Below are 14,501 nucleotides of genomic sequence, written 5' to 3'. Positions count from 1 at the left end.
TAGGGCTCAGGGGCGGCTTTCGGTGATATCCCACTCGAGCTCAAGACGCGGCATGGCCAGCACCATGCCGGGCTCCACTCTCAAGGGCTGGCCTGGCTTGAGGCGAAACTCGGGAATGCGCTTGAGCCACTCTTCAAGGAACACACGGACCTCGACGCGCGCCAGCATTGATCCGATGCAGCGGTGTGCGCCGCTGCCGAAAGTGCCGTGGAACACCACCTTGCGCTCGAAGTCCACTGCCAGCGGATCGTTGAACAAGCGATCGTCGACGCTATGGGCAGAGGTCTGCATCAGTACCAGGTCGCCCTCGCGGAAAGCGATGCCCTTGTATTCGTGATCCTTGGTTACCACGCGCACCAGAGTGGAAATCGGAAAACGCCGCATCAGTTCCTCTGCTGCTGCGGGAATTCGCTCGGGGTGCTCGATTAGCTCGCGGCGCGCCTCCGGATGGGAGGCCAGATGGCGGATGATGAAGCTGAGCATGGCGGCCACGGTGTCCAGTCCGCCCAGCAACAGCAGGAAGAACATGCCCACCAGTTCTTCATCCTGCAGGGGGTGGCCGTCCACTTGGGCCCGAGTCAGCCCCGAGAGCAGGTCGCTACCCGGCTCGGCGCGACGCTCCTGAAGTTTGTCGAAGGCGTACCGCATCAGTTGATTACCAGCGTCGAGGCTGTCCACCTGCGTTGGCCGGATCATTTCGTCCACCCACTCCAACAACTGCTCACGATCTGCAGTCGGCAGGGCGACCATGTCCATGAAAATACCGATCGGCAAGCGGCGGGCGAACTCCGAGACGAACTCGCATCGCCCACGGGCAAGAGATCCTTCGATCAGCTCGATGGTCAGCGCCCGCGCTTTTTCGCCCAGGGGTACGACCGCTTTGGGGGAGAAGGCCGGTGTAAGGAGGTTGCGGTAGCGGGTATGGTCCGGTGGGTCCAGCTGGATCGGCTTGCTGACGATAGGCATGAGCCGCTCGCGCGGTACCACGTTGATGCGCGAAGAATAAGTCTCGGGGGTCTTTAGGACGTGATCGAAGTCTTCGCCCCGGGTCACTACCCAGTGGCCGCCATTGTGCCGCGTCCAGAATATGTCAGGCGTGCCAGCGGCCTGCAGTTTGGTGAACCAGGTCTGGTAATCGTCATCTCCCTCGATGGGTTCATAGAGGTCGAAGTGGCGAACCAGGTCGGCGGGTACGTGCCCCGGAAGTTCGCTGAGTGGAGCGGTCATGATGGGTCCCTCGTATTGTTGTTGTGATGGGTAAGCCCTCGTGATTCGCCAGCGTTGATAGCTTTTCTTCGCCTTTACCATTCACGGCTGCAAATCGGCTTGGCGGTCCGCTTGGAAAACTGGCGAATACTTAGTTATATTACTAACCGGGAACGAAAAACAACAGCCCCGGAGGATTCTCCATGCCGACCATTACCTTCATCCAGTACGATGGCGGGCAGAACCGAATTGAAGCGGTAGCTGGCCAGTCACTGATGCAGGCGGCCCTGGCCAACCTGGTACCGGGAATTCTCGGCGACTGCGGCGGCAGCTGCTCCTGCGCCACCTGCCATTGCTATGTTGAGGGCGCCTGGGCGGAAGCCTTGCCGGAGCCCGTCGAGGAGGAACGGTTGATGCTGGATTGCGCCTTGCACGTACTGCCGAGCAGCCGGCTGGCTTGCCAGGTGGTGTTGAGTGAGGCGATGGATGGGCTGGTGGTGAAGCTGCCGGTGTCTCAGCTCTGAGACTGTGAGTGACTGCCAGGGCAGGAGGGTCGCAGGTCGGCAAGCGGGGGCCGACCTGCGCGAAGCCGTCACTCCGGTGCGTGGTAAAGGTCCCAGGCTCCGGTCGCCGGCGAACGTGTCCAGCCACTGGATGCGATGGCGCCGCCGTCTACCGGCAGGGTCAGGCCGGTGACGAAAGTCGCCAGGTTGGACACTAGGAAGATCACCACTCCCGCCAGTTCATCTGTAGTGCCGACACGCCCCATAGGGATGTAGCGGTCGCGAGCGGCGCGTCCGGCTTCGCCTGCCGCCTCGAAGTAGGGCGCATGGCCAGGTGTGAGGATCATGTCCGGAGCCAGGGCGTGCACGCGGATATTGTGCTCGGCCAGTTCCAGCGCCATGGAGCGGGTGAAACTGATCATCCCTGCCTTGCAGGCCGCATAAACGGCGAAGCCCGGCGCTGCCCGAAGGCCCTCGCTGCTGGCAACGTTGATAATGGTGCCGCCGCGGCCGAAGCTGACCATGGCCTTGGCCGCTGCCTGAGTCGCCGCTAGGGTGCTGATCAGATTGAAGTCGATGTGCTTGCGCCAGCTCTTTTCCGTCTGTTCCAGAAACGGCCTTCTGCGCACGCCGCCCGCATTGTTCACGAGAATGTCGAGCCGCCCGAAGTATCGGGCCGCCTCCTCGACAGACGCACTGATCTGCTCGGTATGGTTGACATCGGTCTGCAAGAACAGCGCGTCCCCGCCCTGTTCTCGAATCTCTGCCACCAGGCGCTCGCCGCCTTCCACATCAATATCGGCGATGGCCACCAAAGCGCCAAAATTAGCCAGGTTGCGGGCGATACCCGCTCCTATTCCACCGGCGCCTCCAGTGATAAATGCCACCTTGCCATCGAGTTGAATATCCTTGGGTGTCATGGAATATCCCTCAGTTCAGGCGCGCAGCTCGACGCGGCCGTTGTTAATTACGATAACGTCGCGCTCCACGGCCCGAACTCGGAAGGCCAGGGTGCGACCGTCGACCCAGATTTCGGTGCGGAAGGTTTCGCCTGGATAGGCTGGCGCGGTGAACCGGCCGAAGATCGAGGCGATGCGGCTGCCGTCGAAATCGCACACCGCCTGCATGATGGCGCGCCCGGCGATGCCCCAGGTCGCCAGGCCATGCAGGATGGGGCGCTCGAAACCAGCCTTGCGTGCGACTTCCGGGTCGGCGTGCAGCGGGTTCCAGTCGCCGTTGAGCCGATAGAGCAGTGCCATGTTTGGCAGGCTCGCCAGGTCCACGCAGTGGTCCGCGGGCCGCTCCGGGACCGTCGGGGGTGGCGCGACGCTACGTTGCGGGCCGCCAAAGCCGCCGTCACCACGGGCGAGCATGGTCTGGGTGATTGTGCACAGGGGCTCGCCGGTGGCGCGCTCGAGGATGCGTCGCTCATAGGTGATCAGCGCACCCTTGTCGGCGCCCTTGTCGATGATGTCCACCACTCGCGACTTTCCTATCACTTGTGCTTCGGCCGGTAGCGGTTTGTGCAGGGTCAAGCCCTGTTCCGCGTGGACGATGCGTACCCAGTCAAGACCAGTGTTCATGGTCCTGGGCCAGTAGCCGGGGTGAGCAAGGACCACGCCCATGGTGGGCACGGCGTGCAGGTCGGCCTCATAGACCAGGGGCAACTGCCTGGCGTCCAGCGGGTCGCTGGCATAACCCAGGCTCAGGGCATAGAGGATGCTGTCCTTGTGGGTATAGGTCTGCTGGGTGTCAGGGATCTGCAGGTCGAGGAGTTTTTCGTAGTCGATGGCCATCTTGGTCTTCCTGTGGTCTTCAAGGTTGCGTGGCGAGGAGCGCGCGCAGGGTGCTGATCAGGGTCAGGGGCTGGTCGAACATCAGGTGGTGATGGCCGGCTGGAATGGCGATGGGGCCGCGGGCCTGGGGCAGGGCCTGGACGATGCGCTCGGCACGCTGCCGGCTGACCACAACGCTGCGCTCGCCATAGAGGTAATCAACCGGGCGAGTCACACGGGCCAGCATTTGCCCGCCGTCGGTCTCACGGGCACCACCCGGTGGCAGGCCGATGTCGAACTTCCAGCGCCAGCCTTCGCCATTTCGCCGCAAGGAATGACCGGCGACATGTTCCACCAGGCATGCCATCGCGTCCGCCTGGGCGGGTATCAGGCGGAAGCGCGCGGCGCCGCTGGCGAGGTCCGGGTACTCGTGGTCGCCGCGGACCTTGATTGGCTCGGGAGGCAGGTTCTCGCCCTCGAACAGTACATAACTGTCGACAATCACCAGGCGCTGGAACAGTTCGGGTCGCTCGCCGCACGCCCTCAGCAGGCGCGATCCACCATAGCTATGGCCGACCGCGATTACTGGTGAGTGGCTGATGTGTTCTGCGATGGCGGCGATGTCACGCCCCAGGGTGGTGGCGTCGTACTGCGTGCGGTGGGCGCTGTCTCCCATGCCGGAGAGGTCCATGGCCACGACTCGGTACTCCTCAGCGAACCAGGGTGCGATGAAGTCCCACCAATGGGCGTGGCCGCGAAAGCCATGGACGAACAGCAGGGTGGGCTTGTACGTGTCCTCAAACCCCCAAGAAAGAAAGTGCAGGCGAGAGCCATTGGCGTCGATGAAATGCGAACGACCTGACTGCGCCAGCGCCCACTCGACCCATTCGGGGCGGGTTGCGGAAAGGGGAGGGATATTGCGGGATAACTCGCTCATGCAATGGCCTTGTCCGTCTTGGAAACTGAAAGCTAGACACCTGTCCTGTTCTCGGTGCGACTTGCACCGGCTCCGAGCATGGAGTAGCTTAGCTGCGAACTGATACTATGTTAGTTATGCGGATCGAGTCCAGAACAATGCGGCCCTCGAAAGGTCGCCAGCGGAGTAGGGCAATGGAGCAATTTCCTCGTGGCCGCGTGGCCATAGTCGGTGCAGCCACCTATGGCATGGGCGAGTCCCCCGGCATGCGTCCCTTGGACCTGGCCGCGCAGGCAGCGGTGCTGGCGCTGAAGGACGCCAACCTGGCGCTGGCCAATGTCGATGCGTTGTTCGTCTGCACCCCGGACGATGCGCTGTCCGGGCTGAGCGCCGCGGAATACCTGGGGATCACCCCACGTTTCACCGAGAACAACCGCACCGGCGGCTCGGCGTTCCATTCCCACGTGATAACCGCCAGCCTGATGCTGGAGGCCGGCTACTGCGATACGGCACTTATCATCTATGGCAGCAACCAGCGCACGGCTTCCGGCGGCTTGATGTCCATGCGCCTGCCGTCTCCCTATGAGAAGCCTTACAAGCCGCTGACCCCCTTGTCGTCCTACGCCCTGGCCGCATCGCGCCATATGCACGAGTACGGCACCACCCGTGAGCAATTGGCGGAAGTAGCGGTGGCCGCGCGCAACTGGGCTCGGCTTAACCCCGAAGCCTTCGCCCGTGACGAGCTGACCATCGATGACTGCCTGAAGGCGCGGATGGTCTCTGACCCGCTCAGCGTCCGCGACTGCTGCCTGGTCACCGACGGCGCAGCCGCCATAGTGCTGACCCGCGCCGACCGCGCGCGCGACCTTCACGCCCAGCCCATCCATGTACTGGGAGCGGCTGCCGCCACCTGGTATTCGGGCGTCGACCAGTCCGGTGACCTTACCGTCACCGCCGCCCGCGAATCCGGCCAGCGCGCCTACGCCATTGCCGGCGTCGGGCCGCAGGACATCGACGTGGTGCAGCTCTACGACGCCTTCACCATCAACACCATTCTCTTCCTCGAGGACCTGGGCTTCTGCCCCAAAGGCGAGGGAGGGCGCTTCGTTTCCGGCGGCAACATAGGCCCGGGCGGCTCGCTGCCGGTCAACACCAACGGTGGCGGCCTGTCGTGCTGTCATCCAGGCATGTACGGGCTGTTCACCCTGGTCGAGTCGTGCCTGCAGCTACGCGGCCAGGCCGGCGATCGCCAGGTGGCGGACGCGCGTCTGGCTCTGGCCCACGCCAACGGCGGAACCCTGTCCAGCCAGGCGACCATGATCCTGGGCACAGCCGACTGCCTCTGATCACTCTTCATAACAAGAAGGCCGCCGGCCTGATTACCGGAGAATTCCACCCATGAACATCCCTGCCAGCCTGCCCGAGTCTCGCCATGTGCGAGTCGAGATCCGCGAGCGCATCGCCACCGTCACCCTTGACCGCCCACCGGTCAACGCGCTGGACTCGGTGGCTATTCGCGAGTTGACAGCCACCTTCAATGCGCTGGCGCGTTCCACCGAAGCCAGCGTGATCGTCTTCACCGCTCCCGGAGAGAAGATCTTCTGCGGCGGCATCGACCTCAACGATTCGGCGCGCCGACATGCTCGCCATTTGGTGGAAGACGACAGCAGCATCGATCTGCTCGACCCGGGCGCCGTGGTGCGCGAATGCTTCTGGGCCATCCTCGAGTGCCCGCTGCCGGTGATAGCCGCTGTCAATGGCAAGGCTATCGGTGCCGGGCTGGTCCTGGTGGCCAGCTGCGACATGATCGTGTGCTCGGAGAACGCCAGCTTCTCCGTGCCCGAGATCAAGGCCGGAGTATTGGGTGGCGCCCGTCATCTGCAGCGTCTGGTCGGGCCTTTCAAAACCCGGCGCATGTTCTTCACCGGGGAGACGGTGCCTGCCCAGGAGTTCTATCGTCTGGGCGCGGTGGAAGCCGTGGTGCCGCCGGCGCAGCTGATGGACGCTGCCATGGAGTTGGCCGCGCAGGTTGCCCGGAATAGCCCCATCGGACTGCGCCTGGGCAAGGAGTCTCTGAGCCGGGTGGAAGACCTGTCCCTGAAAGATGGCTACCGCATCGAGCAGGACTACACCGGCCGGGTGACGCGCTATAACGACTCCCAGGAAGCGCGCAAGGCCTACATTGAAAAGCGCGATCCGGACTGGTCCTGGTCCTGATCGTCGAGGCTGCTCCGGCAGCCGTAACTCACCCCCTGAACAGGCAGACAATAAAAATGAAGAGTTTTCAGGTCGAGTGGACGCGCGACGAGATCGAACGTGTGATTGCCAAGGTTGCCGATTGCCGCTTGCCATCGGCGCCCGCCGGAGCCGGTTGGTCCCTTGGCTGCGATGCTGACTTCCTCGCTGGGTTGCAGCGCTATTGGGTCGAGACATTCGACTGGCAGGCCTGCATGGCGGTCCTCAACCGCTATCCGCAGTTCCAGGTGGAGATCGACGGCCAGTTGGTGCATTTCGTCCATGTGAAGGGCGAGGCCGAGGGACGTCGGCCGCTGCTGCTGACTCACGGTTGGCCTGGCTCGCACTTTGAGTTTTGGCAGTCAATCGAGCCGCTGGCATATCCCTCGCGCCATGGTGGCAAGGCCGAGGATGCGTACGACCTGGTGATTCCCAGCCTGCCTGGCTTCGGTTTCAGTGGCAAACCGGGCGGGGTCACGTCCCAGCGCCAGACCGCCGCGCTCTGGAACAAATTGATGACCGAAGTGCTTGGCTACCCCCGCTACCGCGCCCAGGGCGGCGACTGGGGCGCCATAGTGACCTCCTGGCTCGGGCTGGACCATGGGGCCCATGTCGAGGCCATCCATCTCAACATGCTCGGCTTCCGTTCCCTGGTACCGCCACGGGATGATGCCGAGAAAACCTGGCAGGCGCGGGCCGAAGGTGCCCAGCGCGGTTACAGTGGCTATGCCGCTGTACAGATGACCAAGCCGCAGTCCATTGCCTGGGCCGCCGCTGACAATCCCATGGGCCAGGCAGCCTGGATTCTGGAGCGTTTCCACGACTGGGCTGATCTGCGCAAGCGTCCCTTCGAAGCGGTATTCAGCCTGGACAGCCTGCTGACCAACATCCTGATCTATGTGATGTCCGGCAGTTTCACCAGCGCCACCTGGTTCTATCCCGGCGTGGTGAAGGACGGCTTCACCCTGCTGCCCGAAGACAAGCGCTGTGAGGTTCCGACCCATTTCCTCGAATGCACTGGGGATGCGCTGTCGCCAGCACCGCCCCGCAGCCGGGTGGAGCTGGTCTACAACCTGGCTGGCTGGAGCAGTCTGGGGGAGGGCGGGCATTTCGCCGCCATGGAAAGTCCGGCGGCTTTCGTCGAAGACCTGCGCCTTTGGGGCAGGGGCTGAATCGCCAGACAACCGATCGTCGCCACGCAGATTGACGCGGGATAGGTATAAGCATACAACTGACTACTAGTCATTTATTGGGTCAGTCCAGTATCCCGCCACGACTGACGAGCATCCGTCCTCATACCGGATGCATCACATGACAACAAGAGGAACAGTGGGATGAAAGTCCGCCAACCCGCCTTTGATTTTTCCAGCATCCGTCCACACTGGGCGCCTGTGCGCGAGTTTGCCCAAAGCTATAACGCCTTCTCGACGGTACCTGCCCATATCGAGCCTTACCTGGTCAAGGTGATGATGAAGGTCAAGGACGTGCTCGGCGAGGAGCACCAGGCCTTGCGCGAAAGCATCGAGATTTTCAACAAGCAGGAAGTGCAGCACTGCAAGCAGCACGTGGCTTTCAACAAGATGCTCTACAAATCCGGCTATGCCGGTATGCAGGATCTGGAGAAGCCCTATCGCGACGACTACGCCAACTTCCTCGCCAACAGGTCCCTGCGTTTCAATGTGGCCTATTGCGAAGGATTCGAGGCCATGGGTTCATCCGCCGGACAGGTGTTCTTCGAGGAGCTCGAGGAGTACCTGGAGGGGGCCGACCAGGAAGCAGTAGACCTGTGGAAATGGCACCTGGCCGAAGAGTTCGAGCATCGCGAGGTCTGCTTCCAGGCCTACAAGGCGCTCTATGGCAGCGGCCCGTTGGCGTACTTGTACCGGGTGTGGGCCTTCATTTTCGCGGTCAAGCATATCGGCACCCACACCGCCAGAGTGGCTGCGTACCTCAATGGTGTGGACCGTGAATCCATGACGCCTGAAGAGCGCGAGCGCTCCATCGAGCGGCAGAAGACCCTCAAGGCGAAAATCTCAAAGGCCAGTCGCAAGCGTCTGCTGAAAGTGCTGTCGCCCTTCTACAACCCCGGCAAGATGGTGCCTTCGCCCGGCATGGCGGCGCTGCTGGCGCGATTTGGCTGATTGAGTCATCGCAATGAAAGGGGGAGCCTTGGCTCCCCCTTTTTATTGGTGCCTTGGTTATGCCTGAACCGTAGTAATGGCTTCTACCTGATGGATCGCCTCTTCCAACTGATCGGCGTCCACCGCCGGAGCGAAACGGGCGGCACTGGGGCTGACCATCGATTTCTCCGCCAGCTCGCGAATCTCCGCGACGGTAGGTTGCTCCAGGCCGAAATCCGCCAGGCGAGTGGGCAGGCCAACCTCCCGGTAGAAGGAGCAGAGTTCGTGGATGAAGTGTTCACTGCGCTGCTCCATCACTAGCTGCACCAGCAAGCCGTAGGCAACGTGGTCGCCGTGCAGAGTGCCTCGGGCGCGTTCCAGATACGAGAAGCCGCGTGCCAGGGCGTGCGCCAGTGACAGGCCGCCATTTTCGAAGCTCAGGGTACTGAGCAGCACCGTGGCTTCTACCAAAGCTTCCAGATCATCGTTGACCTCCTTGCGCTCCACCGCTCGCACGGCACCGGCCGCATGCTGGCGGATAATCCGGTAGCAGGCGTCAGCGGCCATTAGGCCAGTCAGAGAAGCCGGGGTGCCGAGCAGGGTAGTGGCGCCGGCTGCGGCGCATGCCTCCGCCTCGAACTTCTTGGAGATGGCGTCACCTATACCGGCGCGCAGGAAGCGCACTGGAGCATTGGCGATCACCTGGGTATCTGCCAGCACCAGCTCAGGGTTGCGCGGCAGGTGCAGGATGTCCTGCATGATGTGGTGCTCATCGTAGACGGCAATGGCGGCGCTGGCGGGTCCATCATTGGACGCGATAGTGGGCACGCTGACGCTGCGTGCTCCAAGCTTGAGCGCTACGCCCTTCGCGGTATCCAGCGCCTTGCCGCCGCCCAGGCCGACGATCATGTCCGCGCCGAAATCACGGGCCCGCCCAGCCAGCTCAGCGATGGCGGTATGGGTGATTTCTCCCGGGAATACCTCCAGCGAGCTCGCCATTTCCGCCGTTTCGAAACTGGCCAGTACGCGCGCACCCAGCAGCCTGGCCATATCCGCGTCGGTGATCACGAAGGCATGACTGCCCAGTGGCCTGCAGTGCCGGCCGAGGTCGTCCAGCGCGCCGGCGCCCTGAACGTATCGAGAGGTTGCCGCAAAGATTCGCATTTGTTGGTTCCTGGCTAGAGTGGAATATCAGTCAGTTATTTTTTCTTGTTCCTCATTTACCCAACTACATCGCCATCTCCCGCCATTTCAGCAAGGTTGGCTAAAGGCTTGACTTTGAGATCGATACTTCGAGTTGCTTGCCAGCCCATGTGTAGTGCTATACATTCTACACAGAACTGACCAAATGTCAGCTTTACGAAAAAACCAACAGCCCGCATGACCTGGAGAGCGACGATGAATTTCGCTGACTACAAGACGATGACTTTCGAACGCCGTGGCCGCGTTCTCAACGTTACCTTCAACCAGCCCGAGAAACTGAACAGCTTCGCCGGGGAATCGCATACCGAACTGTCCTGGCTGTTCTATGACCTGGTTGAGGACAAGGAGAGCGACATCATCGTCCTCACCGGCGCTGGGCGCGCCTTCAGTGCAGGTGGTGATATCGAGTACATGCAGTGGCTGCATGACAACCCGGCCGAGTTCTACCGCTGCGTTCGCGAAGCCAAGCGCATCGTCAACGGCATGCTGGAGTGCGACAAGCCGATCATCTGCAAGGTCAATGGCGATGCCATCGGACTGGGTTCGACCGTTGCCGTGTTCAGCGACGTGATCTTCGCCGCCGACACCGCGCGCTTTGGTGACCCGCACAACAACGTCGCCCTGATCAGCGGCGACGGTGGCCAGATCATGTGGCCCTACCTGATGGGCTACGCCCGCGCCAAGCACTACCTGTTCACCGGCGAGAAGCTGAGCGCGGCCGAGGCCGAGCGTTTTGGCCTGATCAACAAGGCCATGCCGGCCGCGGAACTGAACGACTACGTCGACGCCTACGCCGACAAGCTGGCCGCCATGCCGGTGCAGTCGCTGCGCTGGAGCAAGACCACCATCAACGTGCCGCTGCGCCAGATGGCCGCCAGCATGATGGACGTGGGTATGGCCTACGAGAACATCTCCTCGCAGCACCCGGACCACCTGGAGGCCATCGCGGCCTTCCGCGAGAAGCGCAAGCCTGTGTTCAACAAGAAGTAAGTACTGATGGGCATTGCACAGGAGCGTGAGCAGGTGGAAGTACACGCCTGGTTTGCCTGGGCAATGCAGCGTCCGGGCCGTCCATGCTTTCTTGAGGTGGACGGTCGGCGCCTGCATTACCTGAGTTGGGGGGAGGAGAGACCGGAGCGGCCTGTGTTGTTGCTGGTGCACGGCATGCGTGGCCACGCCCATTGGTGGGACGCCATCGCACCTTACTTCAGCGAAGATTACCGAGTGGTCGCTCTGGACCTATCTGGAATGGGCGACAGCGACCATCGCCAGAGCTATCCAGAGCAATTCGGTGCCCTGGATATCATCGACCTGGTCGAAGGTGCCGGATTCGGCCCCGTGATCGGCGTCGGTCACAGCTACGGTGGTTCGCGGGTGTTGCGCGCCTGCGCCGATCGTCCCGATTTGTTCAAACGTCTGCTGGTGCTGGACTCGTACATCGTCTTGCCCGGTGCCGAGGTTCCCGTCGATACCGCCAATACCAGCAGCAAGCGCTATTACCCGGATCTGCCCAGCGCCTTGCAGAGATACCGGCTGATGCCAGAGCAACCGAATCCGGTACTACCGATCCTGGCCAATATTGCCCGCCACTCGCTGCGTGAAGAGCAGCAGGGCTGGTGCTGGAAGTTCGACCTCAATCTGCCGATTGGTCTTGCCCACGAGGAGCTTGGCGTCAGCCTGCTGCCCCGCGTGCAGCGTCCAGTGGATGTGATCTATGGCGAATGCAGCCCGGTGGTCAGCCGTAAGGACGCCCAGCAGGCCGTCGAGCTGTTGCCCCTTGGCCGCGGCCCGTTCGGCATACCCGGAACCTACCATCACATGATGATTGACCAGCCTCTCGCGGTGATTGCGATCTTGCGCGGACTGCTGGCTTCTGGAGCGGAACATGAGTGAATTGGTCCTGCAGGAAAGGCACGGCGCGGTTGCCGTCGTCACCCTGAACAACGAGAAGACCCGCAATGCGCTGTCGCGGGACATGCTGTTTGCTCTGGCCGAGTGCCTTGAGACCCTGAACGACGACGCGGAGGTGCGCGCGATCGTACTCAGGGGCGCGAATGGACATTTCTGCTCGGGTGGCGATGTATCCGGCATGTCCGCCGAGCGGCCACTGCCGGTAGGGCGCGGTCGTATGGTACTCGGGCATCGGGTGATCCGTGCCGTGGTCGAAGGCACCAAGCCCGTGGTGGCCATGGTGGAAGGCTACGCCGCAGGCGCAGGCTTCTCCCTTGCGACGGCGGCTGATTTCGTGGTGGCAGCTCCCAGCGCCAAGTTCGTGTCGTCCTTTGCCAAGGTGGGCTTGATTCCAGACCTCGGTCTGCTCTGGACGCTGCCGCAACGTGTAGGCCTGGCCCAGGCCAAGCGAATCTTCTACAGCGCACGGGTGGTGGCCTCGACTGAAGCGGCTCAGCTGGGAATAGTGGACGAACTCCTGGAGGAGGGCGCCGACCTGCTGGCGCGGAGTCTGGAGATCGCCGCGGAGTTCACCGCCAACGCTCCATTGTCCGTCGCCCTGGTGCGCTCGGCCCTTGCTCGTGGCGTTACTTGTCTCGGTGATGCGCTTGATTACGAGATGGACAATCAGGCTGCCCTGTACCTCACCCGTGACCACCGAGAGGCGGTGGATGCCTTCCTCAACAAACGTGCGCCCGAATTCGTCGGCCTGTAGGCCAAGGCAACCGTAAACCCTGGCAGTCCGACAAGGCCCCGGTTCAGACAACCGGGGCCTTCGCTTATCCGGAGTTCGGATTCCGAGCCTTGCGCCGCTCGATGCGCAGGAGCGCGGTAAATACAGTAGGGAGATAACAGATGACCTTGCGAGTGATCGTTTGCTACACCGGCGGTGTTGGTCGTGAACTGGTGCGTCAGTTGCTGCGCAACCCAAGCTTCGAGTTGGTGGGTGTGCTGGTACACAGCGAGGACAAGGATGGACGGGATGTCGGCGAGATAGTTGAGACCGGCCCGATCGGCCTCGCGGCTACGCGTGATATCGCCGCGCTTACGGCCTTGGGTGCCGATGTAATGTCCTGGCACGGTCTGAAGTGGGAGCCGGAGATCATCGCCCGATTTCTCCGAGCCGGGACGAGCGTCTATTCCGGCATAGGTGGTTGGTATCTGCCGAGCCAGCCGGAACACCGGATGCTGCAGGAGGCAGCAGAGCAGGGTGGTGCGGCCCTGGTCGCCGGCGGCAACATTCCCGGCCTGATCAGCGATGTGTTGCCGCTGTTCTGTTCGGGCTATTCCAGCAATATCCGCATGGTCAGGGCCATGCAGCGCAACTACATACCCCACTATCCGTCCGCGATACAGATGGGGCAGTACCTGGGTATCGGCCAACCCTTGCCCGAGGTGCCTTTCGACCCTGCGGCGGCTCCTGGGCAGATCGACCAACTGTGGATGTGGGGCATCGCGCAGTCCGCCGCCCTGGTGGCCCAGGGGCTGGGTGTGGTGATGGATGAACTGCGTCTGACCAACAAGGAGTTTGGCGCATCGAAAGCCGATATGGTCCTGCAACCCAGCGGGCTTGCCGTGGCCAGGGGGACTGCTGCCGGTGTGCGCTGGACCTTCACCGCCTTCGCCCAAGGCGCGCCGTTCTATGAACTGGTCAATGAGCAGACCACGCGCCTGGATATCGGTCCGGGCTGGCGTGACTCGGAGGAAACACTCAATTGGCGGGTGGTCATCGAGGGCTCACCGAGCATTCAGTGCGAACTCGGGTTGCTGGCCGACCCCGATGCACCGGATCACGTCGCCGCCCTGAATGCCGCACGAGCCCTGAACTTCCTGCCGCGCATCGCTGCTGCTGCTCCCGGCTGGCGCAGCGTACTGGATCTTCCTGCCCCTGTCGGCGGCCTGGGGCGTCCCGGCTCGTGACGACGCCGTCCCTGTAAACTGTCGGCCGTATTATCCTTGTGGCGCGCTCTGCGAGAGGAGGGGCTGGGTGAATCACCCTCCACAGCCACCTCTTGAGCAGCAATACCTCGCTGGGCTCAATGCAAGTTACCGCCAACGCCGATGCCGGATGTGACGATCAGTCAAGATTGATCAGCAGTGGCCAGGGCGAGTAGTCATGCTTGAACGGGGGCACCTGGTAAGTCTTCCCCGTCGAAGGAATGCTGCCCCGGTAGAAGGGGACGAAACGTCGGCTGACGAAATGCCAGCCGCCCGGGTGGCGTTCCAGAACGTCCTCGTACAGGCCAAAGCAGCAGGCCAGTTCATCCTTGTCCCTGAAACGCAGCAGTTCGGTGATGGTCCAACTGGCTCGTGCCTGATCGCCGTCCACATCGATCACCCCAGCGGTGGACGTCTGGCAGATGAACTGGATGGGGGAGAGGGTCGTGGTGAGAATCTTGGCGATGGCCTGGCGGCCGATGATGTCGGGAGCGTAGAACGCGGAAAGGATGCCGTTTTCGGCGTAGGTGGCGGCGGCTGCTCGGGCGTCGAGACGCATGATCGCGTGGCTGTAGGCGGCCGTCAGTTTCTGGATGTTCAATTCGTCGATAAGGCGCTGTTCACTGGCTGTCATGGGCTTGCCTCATGGGGATTC

15 protein-coding genes are annotated in these 14,501 nt (G+C 62.4%); 9 read left to right on the top strand and 6 right to left on the bottom strand.

From position 1 onward, the window contains the following. Positions 1-6: 6 nt before the first annotated feature. The gene (locus tag MnOB_RS06490) at positions 7-1,227 is read right to left on the bottom strand and encodes a cytochrome P450 (protein ID WP_077523207.1); all 1,221 of its coding nucleotides are present in this window, start codon (positions 1,225-1,227) and stop codon (positions 7-9) included. Between the two features lie 182 nt (positions 1,228-1,409). Between MnOB_RS06490 and MnOB_RS06485 the strand changes: the two genes are divergently transcribed. Continuing rightward, complete coding sequence (locus tag MnOB_RS06485; protein ID WP_077523205.1) at positions 1,410-1,730, top strand: 2Fe-2S iron-sulfur cluster-binding protein; 321 nt, start codon at positions 1,410-1,412, stop codon at positions 1,728-1,730. Between the two features lie 68 nt (positions 1,731-1,798). Here the strand turns inward: MnOB_RS06485 and MnOB_RS06480 are convergent, their stop codons facing one another. The 3 genes from MnOB_RS06480 to MnOB_RS06470 are packed head-to-tail and all read right to left on the bottom strand — an operon-like array spanning position 1,799 to position 4,421. Continuing rightward, positions 1,799-2,629: an SDR family NAD(P)-dependent oxidoreductase gene (locus MnOB_RS06480; RefSeq protein WP_077523203.1), complete on the bottom strand. Its 831-nt coding sequence runs from the start codon at positions 2,627-2,629 to the stop codon at positions 1,799-1,801. A gap of 15 nt (positions 2,630-2,644) precedes the next feature. Then, positions 2,645-3,505: a MaoC/PaaZ C-terminal domain-containing protein gene (locus MnOB_RS06475; protein ID WP_077523201.1), complete on the bottom strand. Its 861-nt coding sequence runs from the start codon at positions 3,503-3,505 to the stop codon at positions 2,645-2,647. Between the two features lie 19 nt (positions 3,506-3,524). Next, positions 3,525-4,421: an alpha/beta fold hydrolase gene (locus MnOB_RS06470; RefSeq protein WP_077523199.1), complete on the bottom strand. Its 897-nt coding sequence runs from the start codon at positions 4,419-4,421 to the stop codon at positions 3,525-3,527. A gap of 173 nt (positions 4,422-4,594) precedes the next feature. On the opposite strand from MnOB_RS06470, the gene MnOB_RS06465 reads away from it, so the two are divergent. From MnOB_RS06465 to MnOB_RS06450, 4 genes are all read left to right on the top strand, one after another. Then, positions 4,595-5,746 (top strand): thiolase, encoded by a 1,152-nt coding sequence (locus tag MnOB_RS06465; protein ID WP_077523197.1) that lies wholly within the window; start codon positions 4,595-4,597, stop codon positions 5,744-5,746. A gap of 52 nt (positions 5,747-5,798) precedes the next feature. After that, positions 5,799-6,617 (top strand): enoyl-CoA hydratase-related protein, encoded by an 819-nt coding sequence (locus tag MnOB_RS06460; RefSeq protein WP_077523195.1) that lies wholly within the window; start codon positions 5,799-5,801, stop codon positions 6,615-6,617. A 56-nt stretch (positions 6,618-6,673) separates the two neighbouring features. Beyond that, positions 6,674-7,807: an epoxide hydrolase family protein gene (locus tag MnOB_RS06455; RefSeq protein ID WP_077523193.1), complete on the top strand. Its 1,134-nt coding sequence runs from the start codon at positions 6,674-6,676 to the stop codon at positions 7,805-7,807. A gap of 162 nt (positions 7,808-7,969) precedes the next feature. Further along, positions 7,970-8,776 carry a metal-dependent hydrolase gene (locus MnOB_RS06450; RefSeq protein WP_077523191.1) on the top strand — a complete coding sequence of 269 codons (807 nt, stop codon included), beginning with the start codon at positions 7,970-7,972 and terminating at the stop codon, positions 8,774-8,776. Positions 8,777-8,833: 57 nt separating this feature from the next. Here MnOB_RS06450 and MnOB_RS06445 read toward each other — a convergent pair whose 3' ends face one another. After that, positions 8,834-9,919, bottom strand: a complete 1,086-nt coding sequence (locus tag MnOB_RS06445) for a glycerol dehydrogenase (RefSeq protein WP_077523189.1) — start codon at positions 9,917-9,919, stop codon at positions 8,834-8,836. Positions 9,920-10,153: 234 nt separating this feature from the next. On the opposite strand from MnOB_RS06445, the gene MnOB_RS06440 reads away from it, so the two are divergent. The 4 genes from MnOB_RS06440 (at position 10,154) to MnOB_RS06425 (ending at position 13,828) form a co-directional block, all read left to right on the top strand. Continuing rightward, positions 10,154-10,948, top strand: coding sequence for an enoyl-CoA hydratase/isomerase family protein (locus tag MnOB_RS06440; RefSeq protein WP_077523187.1), 795 nt, complete (start codon positions 10,154-10,156; stop codon positions 10,946-10,948). A 6-nt stretch (positions 10,949-10,954) separates the two neighbouring features. Continuing rightward, on the top strand, positions 10,955-11,851 hold the full coding sequence (locus tag MnOB_RS06435) for an alpha/beta fold hydrolase (RefSeq protein ID WP_077523184.1): 897 nt from the start codon (positions 10,955-10,957) through the stop codon (positions 11,849-11,851). Then, the gene (locus tag MnOB_RS06430) at positions 11,844-12,623 is read left to right on the top strand and encodes an enoyl-CoA hydratase/isomerase family protein (protein WP_077523182.1); all 780 of its coding nucleotides are present in this window, start codon (positions 11,844-11,846) and stop codon (positions 12,621-12,623) included. Before MnOB_RS06435 ends, MnOB_RS06430 begins: the two co-directional genes overlap by 8 nt. 140 nt (positions 12,624-12,763) lie before the next feature. Beyond that, on the top strand, positions 12,764-13,828 hold the full coding sequence (locus MnOB_RS06425) for a dihydrodipicolinate reductase (RefSeq protein ID WP_077523180.1): 1,065 nt from the start codon (positions 12,764-12,766) through the stop codon (positions 13,826-13,828). 157 nt (positions 13,829-13,985) lie between these two features. Here the strand turns inward: MnOB_RS06425 and MnOB_RS06420 are convergent, their stop codons facing one another. After that, a complete protein-coding gene (locus tag MnOB_RS06420; protein WP_077523178.1) occupies positions 13,986-14,480 on the bottom strand; it encodes a nuclear transport factor 2 family protein in 495 nt (164 codons plus the stop codon). Positions 14,481-14,501 lie beyond the last annotated feature (21 nt).

Source organism: Metapseudomonas resinovorans (assembly GCF_002003485.1).
GTDB classification, from domain to species: domain Bacteria; phylum Pseudomonadota; class Gammaproteobacteria; order Pseudomonadales; family Pseudomonadaceae; genus Metapseudomonas; species Metapseudomonas resinovorans_D.
This window is presented reverse-complemented; position numbering and strand designations above follow the sequence as displayed.